At 64.1% G+C, this 20,967-nt stretch carries 12 protein-coding genes; 5 read left to right on the plus strand and 7 right to left on the minus strand.

All coding sequences use genetic code 11. The features are described 5' to 3' along the window. Positions 1-18: 18 nt before the first annotated feature. Positions 19-669, minus strand: coding sequence for an HAD family hydrolase (locus tag AC25ND_RS06080; protein ID WP_062360143.1), 651 nt, complete (start codon positions 667-669; stop codon positions 19-21). Positions 670-755: 86 nt separating this feature from the next. Next, the gene (locus AC25ND_RS06085; RefSeq protein ID WP_028688707.1) at positions 756-1,304 is read right to left on the minus strand and encodes a gamma carbonic anhydrase family protein; all 549 of its coding nucleotides are present in this window, start codon (positions 1,302-1,304) and stop codon (positions 756-758) included. Positions 1,305-1,370: 66 nt separating this feature from the next. Here AC25ND_RS06085 and prlC point away from each other — a divergent pair, with 66 nt between their 5' ends. The 3 genes from prlC to AC25ND_RS06100 all read left to right on the plus strand — a co-directional run bounded on the left by prlC (position 1,371) and on the right by AC25ND_RS06100 (position 4,903). Then, positions 1,371-3,458 (plus strand): oligopeptidase A, encoded by a 2,088-nt coding sequence (prlC, locus tag AC25ND_RS06090; RefSeq protein ID WP_062360003.1) that lies wholly within the window; start codon positions 1,371-1,373, stop codon positions 3,456-3,458. Then, a complete protein-coding gene (locus tag AC25ND_RS06095; RefSeq protein WP_050703177.1) occupies positions 3,455-3,736 on the plus strand; it encodes a YheV family putative zinc ribbon protein in 282 nt (93 codons plus the stop codon). The genes prlC and AC25ND_RS06095 overlap by 4 nt, the downstream gene beginning before the upstream one ends. Before the next feature lie 111 nt (positions 3,737-3,847). Next, positions 3,848-4,903, plus strand: a complete 1,056-nt coding sequence (locus tag AC25ND_RS06100; protein ID WP_373875717.1) for a PA0069 family radical SAM protein — start codon at positions 3,848-3,850, stop codon at positions 4,901-4,903. A gap of 47 nt (positions 4,904-4,950) precedes the next feature. Here AC25ND_RS06100 and AC25ND_RS06105 read toward each other — a convergent pair whose 3' ends face one another. From AC25ND_RS06105 to AC25ND_RS06125, 5 genes are all read right to left on the minus strand, one after another. Then, on the minus strand, positions 4,951-12,096 hold the full coding sequence (locus AC25ND_RS06105; protein ID WP_486976166.1) for a S8 family serine peptidase: 7,146 nt from the start codon (positions 12,094-12,096) through the stop codon (positions 4,951-4,953). A 29-nt stretch (positions 12,097-12,125) separates the two neighbouring features. Next, entirely contained in the window at positions 12,126-12,677 is a 552-nt protein-coding gene (locus tag AC25ND_RS06110) for a DUF5625 family protein (RefSeq protein ID WP_236248625.1), read from the minus strand. 202 nt (positions 12,678-12,879) lie between these two features. Beyond that, positions 12,880-14,295: an HlyD family type I secretion periplasmic adaptor subunit gene (locus AC25ND_RS06115; RefSeq protein WP_062359999.1), complete on the minus strand. Its 1,416-nt coding sequence runs from the start codon at positions 14,293-14,295 to the stop codon at positions 12,880-12,882. A 31-nt stretch (positions 14,296-14,326) separates the two neighbouring features. Continuing rightward, positions 14,327-16,453 (minus strand): type I secretion system permease/ATPase, encoded by a 2,127-nt coding sequence (locus AC25ND_RS06120; RefSeq protein ID WP_062359998.1) that lies wholly within the window; start codon positions 16,451-16,453, stop codon positions 14,327-14,329. Positions 16,454-16,574: 121 nt separating this feature from the next. After that, positions 16,575-17,990 (minus strand): TolC family outer membrane protein, encoded by a 1,416-nt coding sequence (locus tag AC25ND_RS06125; RefSeq protein WP_082750403.1) that lies wholly within the window; start codon positions 17,988-17,990, stop codon positions 16,575-16,577. Between the two features lie 441 nt (positions 17,991-18,431). Between AC25ND_RS06125 and AC25ND_RS06130 the strand changes: the two genes are divergently transcribed. Together AC25ND_RS06130 and AC25ND_RS06135 are read left to right on the plus strand one after the other, a co-directional pair. Continuing rightward, on the plus strand, positions 18,432-19,151 hold the full coding sequence (locus AC25ND_RS06130; protein WP_028688698.1) for a carbonic anhydrase: 720 nt from the start codon (positions 18,432-18,434) through the stop codon (positions 19,149-19,151). A 188-nt stretch (positions 19,152-19,339) separates the two neighbouring features. Next, complete coding sequence (locus AC25ND_RS06135) at positions 19,340-20,875, plus strand: SulP family inorganic anion transporter (protein ID WP_422121282.1); 1,536 nt, start codon at positions 19,340-19,342, stop codon at positions 20,873-20,875. Positions 20,876-20,967: the final 92 nt, after the last annotated feature.

Genomic DNA, 20,967 nt, shown 5'->3' on the forward strand with positions numbered 1-20,967 from the left:
TTGCAGCCCCGATACATATCAGCCTTTGATGAACGCCTGATGCAACTCGGCCAGCGTCTCGAAATGGAACGCCGGCGTCTCGGCCTCGAGTTCCTCCCGGCTGCCGAACCCATAGCCTACTGCCACCGACTGCACACCATTGCTGCGCGCACCGATCAGGTCATGCTTGCGGTCGCCGATCATCAGAGTCTGTGCCGGGTCCAGTCCCTCTTCATCCAACAGGTGGCGAATCAGCTCGACCTTGTTGGTACGGGTGCCGTCCAGCTCGCTGCCGTAGATCACCTTGAAGTGGTGGTCGAATTCGAAATGCCGGGCGATCTCGCGGGCATAGACCCATGGCTTGGACGTGGCGATATACAGGGTGCGGCCCTGGCCGTTGAGCGCCTGCAGCAGCTGCGGCACACCCTCGAACACCCGGTTCTCGTACAGCCCTGTGACCTTGAAGCGCTCGCGGTAGAAGTTCACCGCGTCCCAGGCCTTGGCCTCGTCGAAGTCATAGAACTGCATGAAGGCCTGCAACAGGGGTGGGCCGATGAAGTGCTCGAGGCGGGTCAGGTCTGGCTCGTCGATGCCCAGCTTGGCCAGGGCGTACTGGATCGAGCGGGTAATCCCTGAGCGCGGGTCGGTCAGGGTGCCGTCGAGGTCGAAAAGGATGTTCTGCTGGTGCATGGAGCTGTTCACTCTGCTGTTCATCTGGATGCCATCGCGGGGTATGCAAAGGTCGGGGGAGCAGGCTTGCCCGCCCCGCGATGGCGTCATTGCGGTCGGTCGTAGCCTTCGGCCAGGTGCTGGTCCTTGAGCTTCACGTAGTTGCCGGCGCTGTAGGGGAAGAACGCGTGCTCCTGCTCGCTCAGCAGGCGCACCTGTTTCACCGGGCTGCCCATGTACAGGTAGCCGCTGACCAGGCGCTTGCCCGGCGGCACCAGGCTGCCGGCGCCGATGATCACCTCGTCCTCGACGATGGCGCCGTCCATGATGGTGCTGCCCATGCCGACCAGGATGCGGTTGCCCAGGGTACAGCCATGCAGCATGACTTTGTGACCGATGGTCACCTCGTCGCCGATGATCAGCGGAAAACCGTCGGGGTTGAACGGCCCGGCGTGGGTAATGTGCAGCACGCTGCCGTCCTGCACGCTGGTGCGCGCGCCGATGCGGATGCGGTGCATGTCGCCGCGCACCACGGTCAGCGGCCAGATCGAGCTGTCCTCGCCGATCTCGACGTCGCCGATGACCACCGCCGAGCGGTCGACGAAGGCCCGTGCTCCCACTTTCGGCGTGTGTTGCTGGAAGGTCCGGAGGGCCATGATAGTGTTCCTCTGCAATGCCGATAGGCAGGCTGCCTGCTGCGGTCGGCGTCGATTGTAATTAAGATGGTCCCGTGTTTCTCCTGCCAAGGTACCCGAACCGTGAGTGCGAACAACCCGCTGCTGCAGTCCCATGATCTGCCGCCCTTCTCGGCAATCCGTGCCGAGGATGTGCTGCCGGCGATCGAGCAGATCCTCGCCGACAACCGCAAGGCCATCGCCGAGATCCTCGAAAAGCAGGGCAAGAACCCGACCTGGGCCGGCCTGGTGCTGGCGATGGACGAACTCAACGACCGCCTGGGCGCCGCCTGGAGCCCGGTCAGCCACCTCAACGCGGTGTGCAACAGCCAGGAACTGCGCGAGGCCTACGAGTCGTGCCTGCCAGCCCTGAGCGCCTATTCCACCGAGCTGGGCCAGAACCGTGCCCTGTTCGAAGCCTATGAAGCCCTGGCCGCCAGCCCCGAGGCTGCCGGCTTCGATGTGGCGCAGAAGACCATCATCGATCACGCCCTGCGCGACTTCCGCCTGTCGGGCATCGACCTGCCGGCCGACAAGCAGCAGCGCTATGCCGAAGTGCAGAGCAAGCTCAGCGAGCTGGGCAGCCGCTTCTCCAACCAGTTGCTCGATGCCACCCAGGCCTGGACCAAGCACGTCACCGACGAGGCCGCCCTCGCCGGCCTGACCGACTCGGCCAAGGCGCAGATGGCCGCCGCCGCCCAGGCCAAGGGCCTCGACGGCTGGCTGATCACCCTGGAATTCCCCAGCTACTACGCGGTGATGACCTACGCCGACGACCGCGCCCTGCGCGAAGAACTGTACGCCGCCTACTGCACCCGCGCCTCCGATCAGGGCCCGAACGCCGGCCAGTTCGACAACGGCCCGGTGATGGAAGAGATCCTCGAGCTGCGCCAGGAGCTGGCCAAGCTGCTGGGCTACCCGAACTTCGCCGACCTGAGCCTGGCCACCAAGATGGCTGAGTCCAGCGACCAGGTGCTGAGCTTCCTGCGTGACCTGGCCAAGCGTTCCAAGCCGTTCGCCGCCCAGGACCTGGAGCAGCTCAAGGCCTTCGCCGCCGAGCAGGGCACTCCGGAGCTGGCCAGCTGGGACGCCGGCTATTTCGGCGAAAAGCTGCGCGAACAGCGCTACAGCGTGTCGCAGGAAGCCCTGCGCGCCTACTTCCCGATCGACAAGGTGTTGTCCGGGCTGTTCGCCATCGTCCAGCGCCTGTACGGCATCGAGATCGCCGAGCTCAAGGGCTTCGACAGCTGGCACCCGGACGTGCGCCTGTTCGAGATAAAGGAAAACGGCCAGCACGTCGGCCGCTTCTTCTTCGACCTCTATGCCCGCGCCAACAAGCGTGGCGGTGCCTGGATGGACGGTGCCCGCGATCACCGCCGCACCGCCGCTGGCGCGCTGCAGAGCCCGGTGGCCAACCTGGTGTGCAACTTCACCCCGGCCACGCCCGGCAAACCGGCGCTGCTGACCCACGACGAAGTCACCACCCTGTTCCATGAGTTCGGCCACGGCCTGCACCACCTGCTGACCCGTATCGAGCATGCCGGCGTGTCCGGCATCAACGGCGTGGCCTGGGACGCGGTGGAGCTGCCGAGCCAGTTTATGGAGAACTGGTGCTGGGAGCCTGAGGGCCTGGCGCTGATTTCCGGCCACTACGAGACCGGCGAACCGCTGCCCCAGGACCTGCTGGACAAGATGCTGGCGGCGAAGAACTTCCAATCCGGCATGATGATGGTGCGCCAGCTGGAGTTCTCGCTGTTCGACTTCGAGCTGCACGCCACCCACGGCGACGGCCGCAGCGTGCTGCAGGTGCTCGAAGGCGTGCGCGACGAGGTCTCGGTGATGCGTCCGCCGGCCTACAACCGCTTCCCCAACAGCTTCGCGCATATCTTCGCCGGCGGCTACGCGGCGGGTTACTACAGTTACAAGTGGGCCGAAGTGCTGTCGGCCGACGCCTTCTCGCGCTTCGAGGAAGAAGGTGTGCTGAACGCCGAGACGGGCCGCGCCTTCCGCGAAGCCATCCTGGCCCGTGGTGGTTCCCGCGAGCCGATGGTGCTGTTCGTCGACTTCCGGGGCCGTGAGCCTTCCATCGATGCATTGCTGCGCCACAGTGGCCTTACCGAGGACGCGGCGGCATGAGCGAGGTAGCCGTGAGCAAGAGCAAACGACGTTTCATCGCCGGGGCGGTCTGCCCGGCATGCAGCGAGATGGACAAGCTGATGATGTGGAACGAGGACGGCGTGCCGCACCGAGAGTGCGTGGCCTGCGGGTTCACTGACACCTTGAACGAACAAGGCCTGTCGGTACCCAGCGAGCTCGGCACCCGGGTCAACCACCTGGCGCCCAAGGCGGCGCCGGCCAAGGTGCAGACCGTGCAGTTCTTCCCCAATCCGAAGCTGAAGAAGCCGCAGGATTGAAGGTAAGTCACGCGGCAAGCGTGGGAGCGGGCTTGCCCCGCGATAATCGGTTGTAGCTATCCTGCCGAACCCGGATTACTGTATGTGTATACAGTTATCCGGGTTCTCATCATGAAACCAGCCCCCATTCGCGGTCGCGGCACCGCCGACAACCCCCGCAACCGCTTCGCCCCGAGCGTTTCAGTGGTCGAGGACGATGGCTGGTACCAGGAAGTCCCACTCACCCAGGGCACCGAGGTGCGGATCGAGACGGCCAAGACCATCATCGCCCGCAACACCTCCCCCGACCTGCCCTTCGACCGCTCCATCAACCCCTACCGCGGTTGCGAGCACGGCTGCATCTACTGCTACGCCCGTCCTAGCCATGCCTACTGGGACCTCTCCCCCGGCCTCGATTTCGAAACCAAGCTGATTGCCAAGACCAATGCCGCCGAGATACTTGAACAGCAATTGAGCGAGCCCGGTTACGTATGTGCGCCAATCAATCTGGGTTCCAACACCGATCCCTACCAGCCCATCGAGCGCGAGCATCAGCTCACCAGACGCTTGCTCGAAGTGCTACTGCGCTACCGCCACCCGGTGACCATCGTCACCAAGGGCTCGCTGATACTGCGCGACCTTGATCTGATCAGCGAACTGGCCAGCCAGCGTCTGGTGCGGGTAATGATCAGCCTCACCACTCTCGACGATGAGCTAAAGCGCACCCTCGAACCCCGTGCGGCCGCCCCCAAGGCGCGTTTGCGGGCGATCCGCGTGCTGCGTGAGGCCGGAGTGCCAGTGGGCGTGCTGTGTTCGCCGATGATCCCGATGATCAATGACAGCGAACTGGAGCACCTGCTGGAGGCGGCGCAGGAGGCCGGCGCGCAGAGCGCGGCGTACATGATGCTGCGCCTACCGCTGGAGGTCGCACCGTTGTTCGAGCAGTGGCTGCAGGATCACTACCCACAGCGGGCCGCGCATGTGCTGAGCCTGATTCGCCAGAGCCGGGGGGGCGAGTTGTATGACAGCCGCTTCGGCGTTCGGATGCGCGGCGAGGGAGTATTCGCCGAGCTGTTGGCCCAGCGCTTTCGCAAGGCGGCCAGGCGGCTGGGGTTCGAAGGGCGGGAGGCGTTGGCGCTGGACTGCAGCGCATTCTGCCCGCCGGGCGGGCAGATGGCGTTGTTTTGATCAGGATGCCGTCACCTGGAGGCTCGCAAGCCTCCAGGTGCCAGGCGTTAGCGCCAGTTGGCGGCGAGGACCGGCTGCAAGGCTTGCGCCTGCGCCGCGTCGAAGCTGGTAGCAGCCGCGCCGGGCGGCGCGAACGCCGCCATGGCCTGGACCAGTTGCTCGACATTGCGGTCCGACAAGTGCTGACCGTTACCGGCAACGATGTCGCGGACCCGGGCTGGTGAGCTGGCATACCAGTCATGCAGGGTGACCTGCTGCGCACTGCCGATACGGCTGATCAGCAGGTCATCGCCCTGGTGCTGGAACCACAGCTGTTCGGGCAGTACGGGCTTGCCGAAGTTCAAGGTGCTCATGGAGCCCCGGAATGCAACCTCGGTATGACCTTCACCGACTTCCACATCGGCCATGCTGCCTTCGACCACGACGTTGTTGTGGCCTTTGCCCAGCTTGATCTTGGTGAACGACGATGACGTCTCGATGCGGTTGTCGCCATCGCCGACCACCAGCTTGCGGAATTCGCCTTTGATCGAGTTGCCGCCATTGCCCAGGGTGATCTCGGCGAACGAGCCCGAGCTTTCGACATGGTTGTCGCCATTACCGGCAACCAGTTTGTCGAGCCTGCCGTTGATGGTATTGCGGCCATCGCCCAGCGTGACGTCGGCGGATGAGCCGGTGGTTTCGATGAAGTTGTCGCCATTGCCGGCCACCAGCTTGTCGAGACTACCCTTGATGGTGTTGTGGCCGTTGCCCAGCGTGAGGTTGGTAGACGATCCGGTCGTTTCGATGAGGTTGTCACCATGACCGGCTACCAGCGTGCCGACCCCTCCCTTGACCGTGTTGTTACCATCACCCAGGGTTACCTCTGCCCGCGAGCCAGTGGCAAAGACCTGCTGGTCGTCCCTGCCCAGCAGGGTGGCTTTGGCCCCGCTGCCGAGCAGTGCCAGATGACGGCCGCCGCTGGCGGTGACCTTGGTGAACGAATTGCTTAGGTTCACCGCGTACTGGTCGTCTGCCAGGGTGACGCTGCTGAACATCGGCACGGTCATCACCGTCGGTTGGACCATCAGGTGCAGCACGGCACTAGTTTGGCTGCCGGCATTCACCTTGATATCGAAGGTGCCGCCGAGACCGGCCTCAGGTATCCCTGCCAGCGACGCCTGAGCCGAGTCGAAGCTCATCCAGGCTGGCAGCGGCGAGCCGTCGGCAAGGCTGACCTGGTAAACCGGTGCCTGGTCCTTGAGCGCCATGCCGAATAGCCCGCTCAAGGAGCCAGCGCTCCAGGCCTGACCGGCGACGATCAACTGATAGGCCTGCGCTGGTGAGGTGCTGGCCTGTGGCTTCGATGCCGGGGTGGCGTCGGAGGACGTGGGGTGTTTGAGGTAGTCGCTGGCATTGATGTCCGGCAGTGTCACCGGCTTGTGCTCGAACCGGTCGTTGTGGACCTCCTCCATGATCTGCTTGTGCCGGCGCCTTGCTTCTTCGACGATCGAGTCGACATCAGTGCTTGTGTGCAGGTCGACCGCAGGTCGATCAGCGATTTCGATGAGCGTTGGCCGAAAGTCGGGGATTTCGACAGGTCGGGTCGGCTTGAGCAATTCGTCCGTGCGGCGGTTGCTTTCCTCCATGATCTGCTCGTGTCGACGCCTCGCTTCTTCGAGGATCGAGTTGATATCGGTACTTGGACGCAGGTCGACCGTAGATCGGTCAGGGATTCTGATTTCCGGGATCTCGATGGCCGATGGCCGGATGTCAGGAATCTCGACAGGCCGCGTCGGTACGCCCGGATGGTCATCGAAGCGCTTGCGCCAGTCGTCCGTGCCGCGATTGAGCAGGTCGTTCAGATCCGGGATCCGGTGATCCGGAATGCTGAAGTCCGGAACCCGGACATCGGGAATCTTGATGTCGGGACGCTCGACGATCGGCGTGAGCCGGTCGGGGATCTCGATGGGCTTGACCCGGTCCGGCAGCGACAGGTCGATCCCCGGCAGGCGGGTCGGCGGCAGCGGGGGCTGGCCGGTTTCCACCGGCAGATGGGCGCTGGCGAAGATGAAGTCGCCGGCATCGAGCTGGGCCACTTCGATGGCGTCGAGGTAAGCCAGGTTGACCGGCTGATTCGCGCCGCGCAGCACGTTGGTGCTCAGTTCAACGCCATGGATCTGCGACAGGCCATTGATGGTGCCGCGGTTCTTCTGGACGATGCTCAGCTCTTCGAAACGGGTGACACCGACCTGGCTCAGGTCGATCTTGTCGATGCCATGACGGAAGCCGCGCAAGGCATTGTGGTAGTCACTGGCATTGAGCTGGTGACTGATGATGAAGCGGTCCGAGGTGGCGCTGTCGTGGCTGTACACCTTGCCCGCCAGCGCGGCGATCAGTTGGCCGTCGGCGCCGCTGCTGAAGCTTACGCCCTCGCCACCGCCGCTGAGCACCACGGTGCCGGCGACGGTGCCGGTGTCCACGTTTGGTCGGCTACTGTCGACATAGTTGGCCGGGGCGACGAAGCGGTCCTGGAACTGGAAGTTCGCCGCGCTGATGTTGCCCAGCGACTGTCCGCTCAGCAGGATGTGCTGGCCGTTGCCCAGGTCGACGCGGACATCCGCGCCCTGCTGCTGCAGGGTCAGGTCGGCGAAGGTCTTGCCAGTGAAACCGACCAGGTCGATGACCTCCCCTTTTGCCGCTTCGAAGCGGTGCACGGTGTCCTGGCCGCCCTCGCGGCGATGGACCACGAAGAAGTCCTTGCCGTTGCCGCCGGTCAGGCTGTTGTTGCCTCGGCCACCGTCGAGCAGGGCATCGGCGTTGCCGGCCACCAGGGTGTCGTTGCCGTCACCGCTGATGAGGTTGTGCACGCCGTTCGGGTTGCGCAAGGTCAGCGCCGCGCCGCCGATGCTGGCCACGCCGGTGGCCAGGTTGACTTGGACATCACCGCTGACCGCCGCTGCGTTGAGCGTATTGCGCCCGCCCGCGGTGCCGTTGCCGGCGTCATCCAGCACGCCGCGGCTGGCCTGGCCCTGCACCGCCTTGAGGTACTCGTCGGTGTAGAAGTAGGTGTCGTCCGCACCGGCCTTGCTGCCATACAGGCGCAGGGCCCAGTTGTTGAGGGTCACCGGTTGGCCGTTGCTGGCGTCCTTGACCTCGAGGGTCCAGGTGCCGGCCGAGCGTTCGCCCCAGTCACGGGTGCTCATGAAGCTGTACTTGAAGGCCCCGGAGCGCGTGCTGCCCATGTCGGCGTCGCTGGCGCCGGCCATCCCCTGCGGCACCTTGCCGGTGCGGTCGAGCAGGATGCTGCGGGTGCCATCGGGCGAGACCAGGGTGACGGTCAGGTCGCCGAGGCGGCCGACGCTGGCGTCCAGGTCGATCTCCACGTGCTCCACGTTCAGCCCGGCGTCCATCTGCAGCGAGGTGCTCAGGCTGCCACCGCCGCTCAGGGTCTTGCCCAGGGCGCCGCTGCTGGCGCTGAACACGCTTTCGTCGGCACCGGTGCTGCGGGTCATCCAGCTTTCGGCCAGGCGTACGGCCGCGCGGGCGTCCACTTCGCCGAAACCATAGTCGTGGCTGGTGTGCATGCCGCCGCCGTTCCAGTTGCGCGCGCCGTTGTCGTCCCAGCGGGTGGCACTGTCGTTGACCCGGCGGGCCGACAGCGCAAGGATCTGCTGCACGTCGCGGTAGCCCAGGTTGGGGTTGGCTTCGAGCATCAGCGCGGCCACGCCGGAAACGATCGGCGCGGCGAAGCTGGTGCCTTGCATGCTGGTGTAGTCGTTGCCGAAGGTCGAGCCGCGTTCGGTCTCCACCAGGCGGCTGGTGGACAGCACGTTGCTGCCCGGGGCCGAGACCAGCAGGCTGGCGCCGGGGTTGGAGAACGGCGTCGAACCGATCTGCAGGGTCGACAGGTCGCCCTGGGCGTTGATCGCCCCGACCTCGATCGAGAAGCGGTTGTTGTTGGTCAGCGAGCCTTGGGCGCTGCCGCCGTGGGCGCGCTGGTTGCCGCCGGCGGTGACGATCACCGTGCCCAGGCCACCGCGACCGTTGTGCGCGGCATAGCGGGCGTTGGCCGCCAGGGCGCTGGCGGTGTCGATGGCACCGTTCTGCAGGTTGCTGATGGCGAAGTCGTTCTGGAAGCCCCAGCTGTGGTTGGCGACATCGTAGCTGACCATGTTGCCCAAGCCGGTCAGATCGTCGCCCTTGTTGGCCAGGTAGAAGCCGCTGAGCTTGGCGTCATAGGCCACGCCCACGCCGCCCTGGTCGTTGCGCCCGGCCACCATCACCCCGGCGACCATGGTCGCGTGGTTGGAGGCCAGCTCCGGCAGCACGCCCTTGTCGCGCTGGGTCTTGAGCCAGGCCTGGTCGACGTTGGCGGCCAGGTCCGGGTGCTGGATGTCGAAGATCTCCGGCGCCGTGGCGAACTCGCCGCCCGGTTCGAACATGGCGATGCGCACGCCCTTGCCGGTGTAGTCCTGCCATACCGGCAGCACGTTGGTGTCGCTCAGGTACCACTGCTGCGCGGCCAGCGGGTCGTTTGGCATGCCGGCGTCGAGCAGGGTCACGCTGGCGCGCATCGGCGCGGTCTGGCCGCTGCCCAGGTCGACCACCGAGGCCGACTTGTTGCCCTGGGCATCGATGATGCCGTACTTGAAGCCCATCATGCCGGTGTAGCCGGCCAGCGGGGTGAACAGCACATCACCTTGGGCGGTGAGGCTGACCGAACCGCCGGTGGCATCGCCGACGTTGTCGATGCGCAGGCCGCCCTGGCTATTGAGCAGCAGGTCGTTGGCCAGCAGGCTGGCGGCGGCGACCAGGTGGGTGCGGCTGCGGTCGAAGGCCCAGCCCTCCTTGTCGAGGCTGAGCACGTCGGCCACCGGCATGGCGTTGGGGGTTTGCAGATCGACGGCGGAGATATCCGAGAAGTTCAGCTTCTGGATGTTCTTCAGGGTCACGGTACCGTCGCGTCCGGCGACCTTGTCGGCTACCTCGTAGCCACTGGCGGTTCGGGTGATTCGGTATTCGCCGTGGTTGCCGTGCAGGGTGACCAGGTTGACCCCGCCGTCGCCGTCGATCACGGCATTGCCGTGGCCCACTTCGATCACGTCGTTGCCGACGCCGCCGAAGATGCGGTCGGCGCCGCCACCGGCGTGAATGATGCTGCCGCCTTCGGCGGCGTAGATGGTGTCGCCCTGTGGGCCGGCGTAGATCACCGCTTTGCCGCTGCCGCCGATGATGGTGTTGTGACCACTGCCGCCAACCAGCACATCGTTACCGCCACCGCCCACCAGGACCGAATTACCGGTGCCACCTTTGATGAAGACGCTGGCGTGGCCACCGCTGACCAGCTTGTCGTCACCATCGCCGCCCTGGGCAATGGTCAGGCCGGCCTTGGCCATGTTCAGTTCCACGCCCTTGTCGCCGACCACTATCGCCGTGTCGTGGCCACCGTTGCCGTGGATATTGGCCGGATTGTCGGATGCGCTGACGACGAACACATCGTCGCCCGCACCGCCGTTGTAAGTGTTGCTGCCTGCGCCGCCAACCAGCCAACTGCCGGAAGGCGCAGCGATCAGCGTGTCGTCGCCGCTGCCGCCGTACAGGTTGTTCACCCCCAGCGCTGCCGCGTCCAAGGTTTCCCCGACGCTGCTCTGGCTGGCAAAGGCGCTGGTGGTTCGGCTGTTGCTGCCGCTGGTGGTCGAGGTCACTCGGGTACCGCTACCTTGGCTGGCCACGGTGTTGCTGACCGGGTCGCCGAGGAAGTCCACCGCCAGCATTTCCTGCTGTTTGCCGTTGAGGGTGAACGAACCGCTGGCCAGCACCTTGTTGCCGTCGCGAGTCTGTGGGGCGCTCGAGGCTGGACGCACGTTGATCTGGGTGATGCCCAGCTCGGCGAGTGTCTTGAGCTCGCCACCGTCGACCTTGGCATCGTGGCTGCCATCGACCCAGATTCGCAACTTGCTCCAGATCGGATCGCTCTGGTCGATCACACCATCGCCGTTGCCATCTTCACTGGCCAGCGCGGCGAAACCGTCCTTGAAACGCCGCTCTCCCGCTGCACCGTTTACCCCGGCTTTGCCGCCGTAGTATTCGGAGAACATCTGGCTGACGTCCTTGATCTGGCCGCTGCCGTCGTCGATTACCAGCATGCCGGTGTTGCGGTCAGCCCAGCCGCTGCGCTTGAGGGTGCCGCTATGGTCGGTGTCGAACAGCACCCCGTCGCGCAGGTCGGTCATGCGCACACCATTGCCGGTCAGGTCCAGCAGTAGCGGGTCGACGTAGGTGTTGAAGGTCGACATCGCCGACAGGCCGTTCAGGGTCACCGCGCTGCGCAGGCTGAAATCCGGTTTGGTCGCGTTCGGCGTCGAGTAGAACTGCGACAGGTAGGTGTTGGGGCGAGCGTTGGGATCAAGTTGCATTTCACCTGGGCGAATACCGCCAGAGGCGAGGCTGGCCATTTGTGTGGAGGTGAAATCTGTTTTGCTGAGGATGCCGCCGAGGGCATAGATGCCATGGGTGGCCGAATTCTGGATGTAGCCGTTGGCGACGTCCTGTTGGGCTTTGCTTTCGCCCTGGATGTGCTGCTGAGGTTGCGGGGAGGGATTGATGTCGATGTTGATCAGGCCAGAAGCCTGCGGCGCGTTGCGGATGTCACCGGCGCCAAGCCACAGGCACTTCTGGCCGTCCTTGGCCTCGTAGTATTCACCGTGGCGGGCCAGGTTATCGCGGATGATCTGGGCGCCTTGGGTATGGAGAAGTATGTTGAGCGAAGACTTGTTCTCCTGGGGTAACAGATAGCCTTCGATGCCATATTCGTTGTAACCAATCGTTTTCAATGAGGCGAAGACGAAATCCACGCAGCTGTTGGTCAACAACCTGTAGCGAGAATCGTCGAAGCCGTTACTCTTTGGGTCGGTCGAGAACGTCAATAGCTTTTCGTACTGATCTTTAGATAGTGCGATAGTGACCTCGTAGATGGTTTCCTTGTATCCGCGGTCATCGTATGGTGTTACCTGTCCTTCACCATGTACTGAGTCATATTTTGATTCAAAGCCATAGCTTTTAGCGGCGTCTACGCCGTTGCTTATTGAATACCACATATGGCCGCCGGTTGACGCGTGAGTATCACCTGCCTTATGGTCATTTTTGTCGACCTGATACTCGTACCGAGCACCAATCTTCGCAACTTTATAAGTGACGCTATAATTCCTTTCCATGCGCATGTCCTTGCGTACTTAATGTTGACTCAATGCTTTGGGTTGTAGTAGGTGAATTCTATGTAGCTTGATATGTCTCGAAATGCTTGAATGTCATTTAAGGTGCGCGCTTCGATCGTGTAGTCACCGGGTTGCAGTTCAATGATCTTTATTAAACGCACGGCGGTATTAAGCCGCTCTCCTTCATACTCGAATGATTGACCCCAACCAGTTCCGACGGCCTTGATTGTACTGTCAAAGATAAGCTTTGAATCTCGTTGGACTTGAAGGCTGACTTCAGTAGCTATTCCTTCATCATCAATGTTTCCCCAAATTTTTTCCTGCTTTTCAATACCTGCTAGGCTGTTTTCTCTCTTGAATAAGAGCGCGACTCTGTAGGTGCCGGTGCGTTTAACAGTGAATTTCGCAGTTGCTATTTGATTTGCCCTGGAAATATCTAGTGGCATCCTGATAATGACCGGGTCAGAACAGGCGGTTAGCGAAATATATAAGAAGGACATCAGTCCTAGGAGGAATGGCTTTATTTGCTTGCATAAGTATTTTCTCATGGGTGGCTCCTCAAAAGTGTGGGTGAGGTTCATGTGTTGTACGGAATTTCTTGATGTGCTCTCTATCTAATTCGTCGAGTGGCTTGCCGCACGTCTTCGCGCTGCTGTGCGGCAGAGTCTGCAAAAACGAAGGATCCTCGTCCAGCAGTCAATCAGGCTTGAAGTTGTGAAAAATAACTCGCTCATATGGCTGCATATCTGACTAAATTCGTGTCGCGTGCTCGTCTTCAGATAGTTACCGTTCCCGCAAACTCTCTTGCACATGCTGTTGCAACGGACTCATGAAATAATCGATCACCGTCCGCCGATCGGTCTTGATTTCGGCACTCACCGCCATGCCTGGAGTCAGCGCCACGGCCTGACCGTTGACCTGAAGGTGATCACTGGCCAGGCGGATGCGGCTGCTGTACACCAGCCCGCGGCGTTCATCCTCGATGGCGTCGCGCGACACGCTCAGCACTTCGCCCTGCACCGTGCCGTAGCGGGTGTAGGTGAAGGTCTCGACCTTGACCGTCACCGCCTGCCCGACCTGGACGAAGCCGACGTCCTTGTTCTCCAGCAGCCCCTCGACCTCCACCGGCTGGTCACCGGGCACGATGACCATCAACGCCTGGGCCGGGGTGACCACGCCGCCGACGGTGTGCACCGCCAGCTGCTGGACGGTGCCGTCGACCGGGGCCAGCAGTTGCGTGCGGGCTTCCTGGTAGCGCGCCTTGGCCAGTTCCTGGCGCAGGCTGGCGACTTTCTGCCCGGCGGTCTGCTGCAGGTCGAGCAGGCTGCGCCGGGCCTGGGCCACCACGCCCTCGCGGCGGCGGCGGGCCTCGGACTGCGCGGCGGTCGACTGCAGCACGCTGGCTTGCTGCACCTGCAGCTGGCGCTCCAGGTCGAGGCGGGCCTGTTCCTTGTCGAGGTATTCGTGGCGGGCCACGTACTGCTGCTCCAGCAGGTTCTGGTAGTCCCGGGCCAGCTGCGTGGCGATCGGCAGGGTCTTGCGCAGGCTCGCCACCTGCACCTGTGCGGCCTGGATCTCGGCGCCGCGCTGCTGGATCTCGGCATCGACCTGGTCGAGGTTGTTGCGGTATTCCTGGTACTGCCCCTGCAGCCAGCGTTCGGCATCCTGCACCTGCAGCGCGTCGGCATGCTCGATGTCGCCTTGCAGCCCCTGCGGAGGCTGGCCGCTGGCGATGGCCTGGAGCATCGCGCTGCTGCGTGCCACGTCGATGCGCGCGGCCAACAGTTCGCTTTCGCTGCGACGCACATCGGCGTCGGCGGTGGTCGGGTCGAGTTCGAGCAGCAACTCGCCGGCCTTCACGCGCTGGCCATCGCTGACGTGGATGGCCTTGACCACCGCGGTCTCGCTGGGCTGGACCAGCTTGGTGCGCCCGCTCGGCACCACCTTGCCCGAGGCCACCGCGACCACGTCGATATGACCGAGGCAGGCCCACAGCAGGGCCAGGGCGGCAAAGCCCATGATGCTCCAGACGAACACCCGCGGCGCCGGGTGCGGTGGACGCTCTTGCAGGGCCAGGGCGGCGGGCAGGAACTCGATTTCGTGGGCGGCGCGCAGGGGCGCGTCGAGCGCCTTGCGTTGGCGCCAGGCGTGCTGCCAGGCCTCGCGGTAGCGCTGCCAGAGGCTGGAATAGGCGGACATGGCCTCTCCTTGGTATGAGGTGGTGAGAGGATCAGCCCTGTTGCAGGCGGTGCAGCCTGGCGTAGTGCCCGGCCTGGTGCGCGAGCAGTTCGGCGTGGCTGCCTTGTTCGACGATCTGCCCACGGTCCACCACGACGATGCGGTTGGCATCGCGCACGGCGGACAGGCGGTGGGCGATGATGATCACCGTGCGCCCCTGGCAGATCGAACGCATGTTCTGCTGGATGATGCGTTCGGACTCGTAGTCCAGCGCGCTGGTGGCTTCGTCGAAGATCAGGATGCGCGGGTCGCCGATCAGCGCCCGGGCAATGGCGATGCGCTGGCGTTGCCCGCCCGAGAGCGAGGCGCCGTGCTCGCCCACCATCGTGTCGTAGCCTTCGGCGAGTTCGAGGATGAAGTCGTGGGCACCGGCCAGGCGCGCCGCCTGCATGACGGTTTCCAGCGGGGTGCCGGGGTCGGCCAGGGCGATGTTCTCGCGGATGCTGCGGTTGAACAGCAGGTTGTCCTGCTGCACCACGCCGATCTGTCGGCGCAGCGAGGACGCATCGGCCAGGGCCAGGTCCATACCGTCGACCAGCACCCGGCCGCGTTCGGGCACATACAGCCGCTGCAGCAGGCGGGTCAGGGTGCTCTTGCCGGAGCCGGAGCGGCCGACCACGCCGATCACTTCGCCCGGCGCGATACGCAGGCTGACCCCGCGCAAGATCTCCGAGCCGTCGGCACGGTAGCGGAAATGCACCTGGTCGAACTCGATGCCACCTTGCAACGGCGGCAGTGCGCTGCGGGCCGAGGACGACAGTTCGGTGCGGGTATTGAGGATGTCGCCCAGGCGCTGCACCGACACGCCGGTCTGCTGGAAGCTGGTCCACAGCTGGGCCAGGCGCATGATCGGCTGGGCCACGCGCCCGGCCAGCATGTTGAAGGCGATCAGCTCGCCGACCGTGAGCTGGCCGTCGATCACCAGGCGTGCGCCGAGCCAGAGGGTGGCGACGGTCACCAGCTTGCCGATCAGGCCGACGCTTTCGTTGGCCAGGGTCGACAGGGTCTGGGTCTTGAAGCCCGCGGCGACATAGGCCGCCAGCTGGTTGTCCCAGCGCCGCAGGACTTGCGGCTCGACGGCCATCGACTTGAGGGTGTCGATGCCGTTGACCGTCTCGACCAGGAACGCCTGGTTCTCGGCGCCACGGTTGAAGCTGTCCTGCAGGCGCTGGCGCAGTACCGGTGTGATCAGCAGCGAAACCAGCGCGTAGAGCGGCAGCGAAGCCACCACCACCAAGGTCAGCCAGCCGCTGTAGTAGAACATCACGGCGATGAACACCACCGAGAACAACACGTCCATCACCAGGGTGATGGCGTTGCCGGTGAGGAAGTTGCGGATGTTCTCCAGCTCGCGCACCCGCGCCACCGAGTCACCGACCCGGCGCGCCTGGAAGTAGCCCAGCGGCAGGTGGATCAGGTGGTGGAACAGGCGTGAGCCCAGTTCGACGTCGATGCGGCTGGCGGTGTGGGCGAAGACGAAGCTGCGCAGGCCGCTCAAGGCAGTTTCGAACAGCATGATGCCGAGCAGGCCGATGGCGATCACGTCCAGGGTGGTCAGGCCGTGGTGCACCAGGACCTTGTCCATCACCACCTGGAAGAACAGCGGCGTGAGCAGGGCGAAGATCTGCAGCACGAAGGACACCAGGGTCACTTCGCCGAGCAGCTTGCGGTGCTTGACGATGGCCGGGATGAACCAGGTGAAGTCGAAGCGCGAGGATTCGCCGGGGGCCAGTGCTTCGCTGCGCATCAGCAGCAACTCGCCGCTCCAGCGTTGCTCGAGGGTGGCCAGGTCGATGACCTCGGGTCGCTCGGCACGCGGATCCTGGATCAGCACCTTGCCCTGGTCCATGCGGGCGATGATGAAGAAGCCGCCCTCACGGTCGGCGGCGATCGCCGGCAGTGGCGTCTGCGCCAGGCGCTCTGCGCGGCTCTCGACGCGTTTGGCCTTGAGCCCGAGCTTGCGCGCAGCCAGCAGTATTTGCGGGGTGGTGAAGGCTTGCTGGCCATCGGTGAATTCGTGGGCCAACTGTTCGCTGGAGGCTGCCACATTGTGGAAACGGGCCAGCATCAGCAGGCAGATCAGCCCGGTGTCCGGGGTGCCTGTTTGGTGTTCACTCATAACGCGTCCATGCAGGCTGGTATGGCCTGGTAAAGCTACCTATTTCAATAGGTTAGCGAAGTTTTGCAAAGCTTTGTAATCATTTTGCCATCATCAGATGATTGTTATTTCATTCGATTGTTTAGCCGGCGACAGGCCGCCTGGCCTCTGGCGGCAGGAAGTCGCGATCCGGGTCGTAGTCCCGGCTCAAGTAGTGGGACAGCTCAAGCAGGTCCTGGGGGGCCAGACTGCCGGCGGCCTGCTTGAGCTTCAGCGAGTCGATGATGTAGTCGTAGCGGGCGTCGTTGTATTCGCGCACGGCACGGTACAACTGGCGTTCGGCATTGAGCACATCAGCGGTGTTGCGTGAGCCGAGTGCCCTGCCCACCAGGTTGGCCTTGAGCGACGCCTGGCTGGAGCGGATGCTTTGCTGGCGGGCCTGGACCTGTTCCACATCGGCGTTGACCGCGCGGTGCAGGTTGCGGGTCTGCAGCACCACCTCGCGGCGGCGATCCTCATGTTCGTCTTCGCTCTGGGCCAGGCGTTCGCCTGCCTCACGGACCTGCGAGCTGGTCAATCCACCTGCGTACAGTGGAATGTTCAGCTCCAGCCCCAAGGTGCCCTGCGCAATGTCGTCGCGGTAGCCGTTGCGGCCGAAGTCGGTCGGGTTGCTGTAGCCGAAACGGTCGTTGTCGCCCTTGCGATAGGACGCGACGGCATCCAGGGTGGGAGCATGTCCGGCCTTGCGTTGGCGATTGGCCTGCATGGCGGCATCAACAGCGTGTCCGCTGGACAGCAGGCTGAGGTTGCTCTGCACCGCCTGCTCGACCCAGGTGCTGGCATCGTTGGGCACCGGCGCCTGGACCGGCAGCTGGTGGGCGATGCCGGCGATCTGCGCATAGTCCTGGCGGGTCAGGCGGTACAGCGCCTCGAAGGCGTCGTCGACCTTGCGTTGCGCCAGTTGGCGGTTGGCGCTGGCGTTGTCGTAGGCTGCCTGGGCATCGAGCACATCGGTGATGCTGGAGGCGCCGTTGGCCAGACGTCCCTGGGCCTGTTCCTGCTGGCGCTTGAGGGCCTTGGCTTCGGCCTTGGCCGCGGCCAGCGCATCGAGCGCGCGCAGGGTATCGAAGTAGGCCTCTGCGGTTTGCAGGATGAGCGACTGTTCCTTTGCGGCGAGGTCCAGGCCGGCTTGCGCCGTACCGGCCTCGGCGGCCTTGAGGGCGTACCAGCGATCCAGGCGCAGCAGCGGTTGGTTGAGGTTGGCCTGGTAGACCATGCCGCTGCGGGTACGGGTGAGCGCGGGCTCGTCGCGCTGCAGGCGGGTGCTTTCGAAGGTGGCGCCGGCATTGAGGGTTGGCAGCAGCCCCGCCAGTGCTTGCGGCACGCGTTCGCTGAGTGCCTGGAACTCGTGGCGGGCGGCGCTCAGACGCGCATCCTGTTCGACGGCGTGTTGATAGACCTGCAGCAGTTCGGCGCGTTGCGGCTCGGCAAGCAATGGCGTGCACAAGATCAGGCCTGCCAGGAAGGTGGTGTGGATCAAGGTATTGCGGAGGCGCATGACGGTCCGTGTCTGGCGGTGACGAAGGACGCGCATCCTATACTGGCGAAGTGCCTCTAAAAAATCGGAAGAGCGACATGAATGTTGTCAGAAAGCTCGCAGTAGAGCGTCTCCTTGGGTTTTTGACTGCATTTCCCACGCGGCTAGGCGCCTGGCACGGCATGCACTGCATCAGCGCAACTAAAACAACCCTGTAATTTCACTCATGACCCTTGGCATCTGATGCTTTTTTGCTATTATCCAGCACTCCCCTCGCTCATCTAGAACGCCCGTTCTAGAGCCTGCGCAATTAAGTTTCAGTTAAGTTTCCTACGCTAGCGTGAGTCATGAGTCAGCAGTGACTGTGATTATTTACCCGTGCGCGTCATCTAAATCCCCGCGTCACCCCAATCTTTCCCCGGTAACATGGCATTCACTTTCAAACCGTCAAGAGGATGAATCATGCCCGTCAAGGACCCATCCAAGGTTGTCCCGGCCGCACCCGCCGAAAGCGCCGATGCCGCCCTCAAGCATATCGTCGACGGCTTCCTGCGGTTCCACACCGAAGTCTTCCCCGAGCAGCAAGAGCTGTTCAAGAAACTGGCCACCGCGCAGAAGCCGCGCGCCATGTTCATCACCTGCGCCGACTCGCGCATCGTGCCTGAGCTGATTACCCAGAGCTCGCCGGGCGACCTGTTCGTCACCCGTAACGTCGGCAACGTCGTGCCGCCGTATGGCCAGATGAACGGCGGTGTGTCGAGCGCCATTGAATACGCGGTGCTGGCGCTGGGCGTGCACCACATCATCGTCTGCGGTCATTCCGACTGCGGCGCCATGCGCGCGGTGCTCAACCCACAGTCGCTGAGCAAGATGCCGACCGTTTCCGCCTGGTTGCGCCATGCCGAAGTGGCGCGGACCGTGATCGAGGACAACTGCTCCTGCGGCAGCGAGCACGAAAGCATGCAGTTGGTGACCAAGGAAAACGTCATCGCCCAGCTGCACCACCTGCGTACCCATCCGTCGGTCGCTTCGCGCCTGGCCGCCGGACAGCTGCACATCCATGGCTGGATCTACGACATCGAAACCAGCCAGATCGAAGCCTACGATGCCGCCAGCGATCGCTTCCTGCCGCTGACCGCCGGCGAGCCGATCCCCTCTGCCACACCGAGAGGCCGCTACTAAGCGACCCGAACACGCTGAACAAGCCTTGATTGCCGGCTGCACCCAACGGGTGCGGCGCGGCCTTCGCCTGCCTTGAATCTCCCTGAATGCCTTGCCGGCAGACCTGCTGGCGGCTCGCGCCTGCGCGTCATTCAGGGTTCCCCGTGCTGGCGGCCAGCGGAATGGCCGTGAATCTAGAAAGGAGCTACATGGTGAACATGACACAGATAAAGGCGGCCCTGCCGCGCGAGTTGCTGGCTTCGGTGGTGGTTTTCCTGGTCGCCCTGCCGTTGTGCATGGGCATTGCCATCGCCTCGGGCATGCCACCGGCCAAAGGACTGATCACCGGCATCATTGGCGGTATCGTGGTGGGTTTTCTTGCCGGCTCGCCATTGCAGGTCAGCGGCCCGGCGGCGGGGCTGGCAGTGCTGGTGTTCGAACTGGTGCGCCAGCATGGCGTGGCGATGCTCGGGCCGATCCTGCTGCTGGCCGGCCTGCTGCAACTGCTGGCCGGGCGCCTACGCCTGGGCTGTTGGTTCCGGGTCACGGCGCCGGCGGTGGTGTACGGCATGCTCGCCGGGATCGGCGTGCTGATCGTGCTGTCCCAGGTGCATGTGATGTTCGACACGGCGCCACAACCCTCGGGCGTGGACAACCTGCTGGGCTTCCCGGCGACGCTGGCTTCGGCCCTGCCGCTGGAAAGCGCGGGCAACGGCTGGCAAGCCGGCGCGCTCGGGCTGGGCACGATCGCCATCATGTGGGGCTGGGAGCGCCTGCGCCCGCAGCGGCTGCGCTTCATCCCCGGTGCCCTGCTTGGGGTGGCGACGATGACGGCCGTCAGCCTGTGGCTGGCGCTGCCGGTCAACCGCGTTCAGGTGCCGGCCGATCTGTCCGAGGCCATCGACTGGTTGCGTCCGGATGACCTGCTCAAGTTGGCCGACCCGACCCTGCTGGTGGCGGCTTTCGCCCTGGCCTTCATCGCCAGTGCCGAGACCTTGCTGTCCGCCGCAGCCGTCGACCGCATGCACAGCGGCCAGCGTTCGGACTTCGACCGTGAGTTGTCGGCGCAAGGTGTTGGCAACATGCTCTGCGGGGTGCTTGGTGCGCTGCCGATGACCGGGGTGATCGTGCGCAGCTCGGCCAACGTCCAGGCCGGCGCGCAGACACGGGCCTCGGCGATCTTCCACGGGATCTGGTTGCTGGCCTTCGTGGTGGCACTGAGCAGCGTGCTGCAGCAGATCCCGGTGGCCAGCCTGGCTGGGGTGCTGGTCTATACCGGCGTCAAGCTGGTGGACTTCAGGGCGTTCCGTGGCCTTGGCCGCTATGGACGGATGCCGATGTTCACCTATGCGGCGACTGCACTGGCAATCATCTTTACTGACCTGTTGACCGGCGTGTTGCTGGGCTTTGCCCTCACTCTGCTGAAGCTGGCGTTCAAGGCGGCGCGGTTGAAGATCAACCTGGTGGCATTGGGCACGCCGGGGCACATGGAACTGCGCCTGAGCGGGGCGGCGACCTTCCTCAAGGTGCCGGCGCTGACCCAGGTGCTGGATACCGTGCCAGAGGGGAGCACGTTGCATGTGCCGCTGGGTAACCTGAGCTATATCGACCATTCCTGCCTGGAACTGCTGGAGGACTGGGGGCGCAGTGGCGCGGCCAAGGGCTCGCGGCTGGTGCTGGAGCAGCGGCGTCTGAAGCGGCGGGTCGAGGGACGGCTGCGGACTACGGCGGGGGTTGGGGCCTAGTCTGATCTGAGGATCCTGGGGCTGCTGCGCAGCCCTTTCGCGACACAAGGCCGCTCCCACAGATACAGCGCAGAAATTGAATCATGCACTGA

It is taken from the genome of Pseudomonas sp. P110(2024) (genome assembly GCF_057480795.1).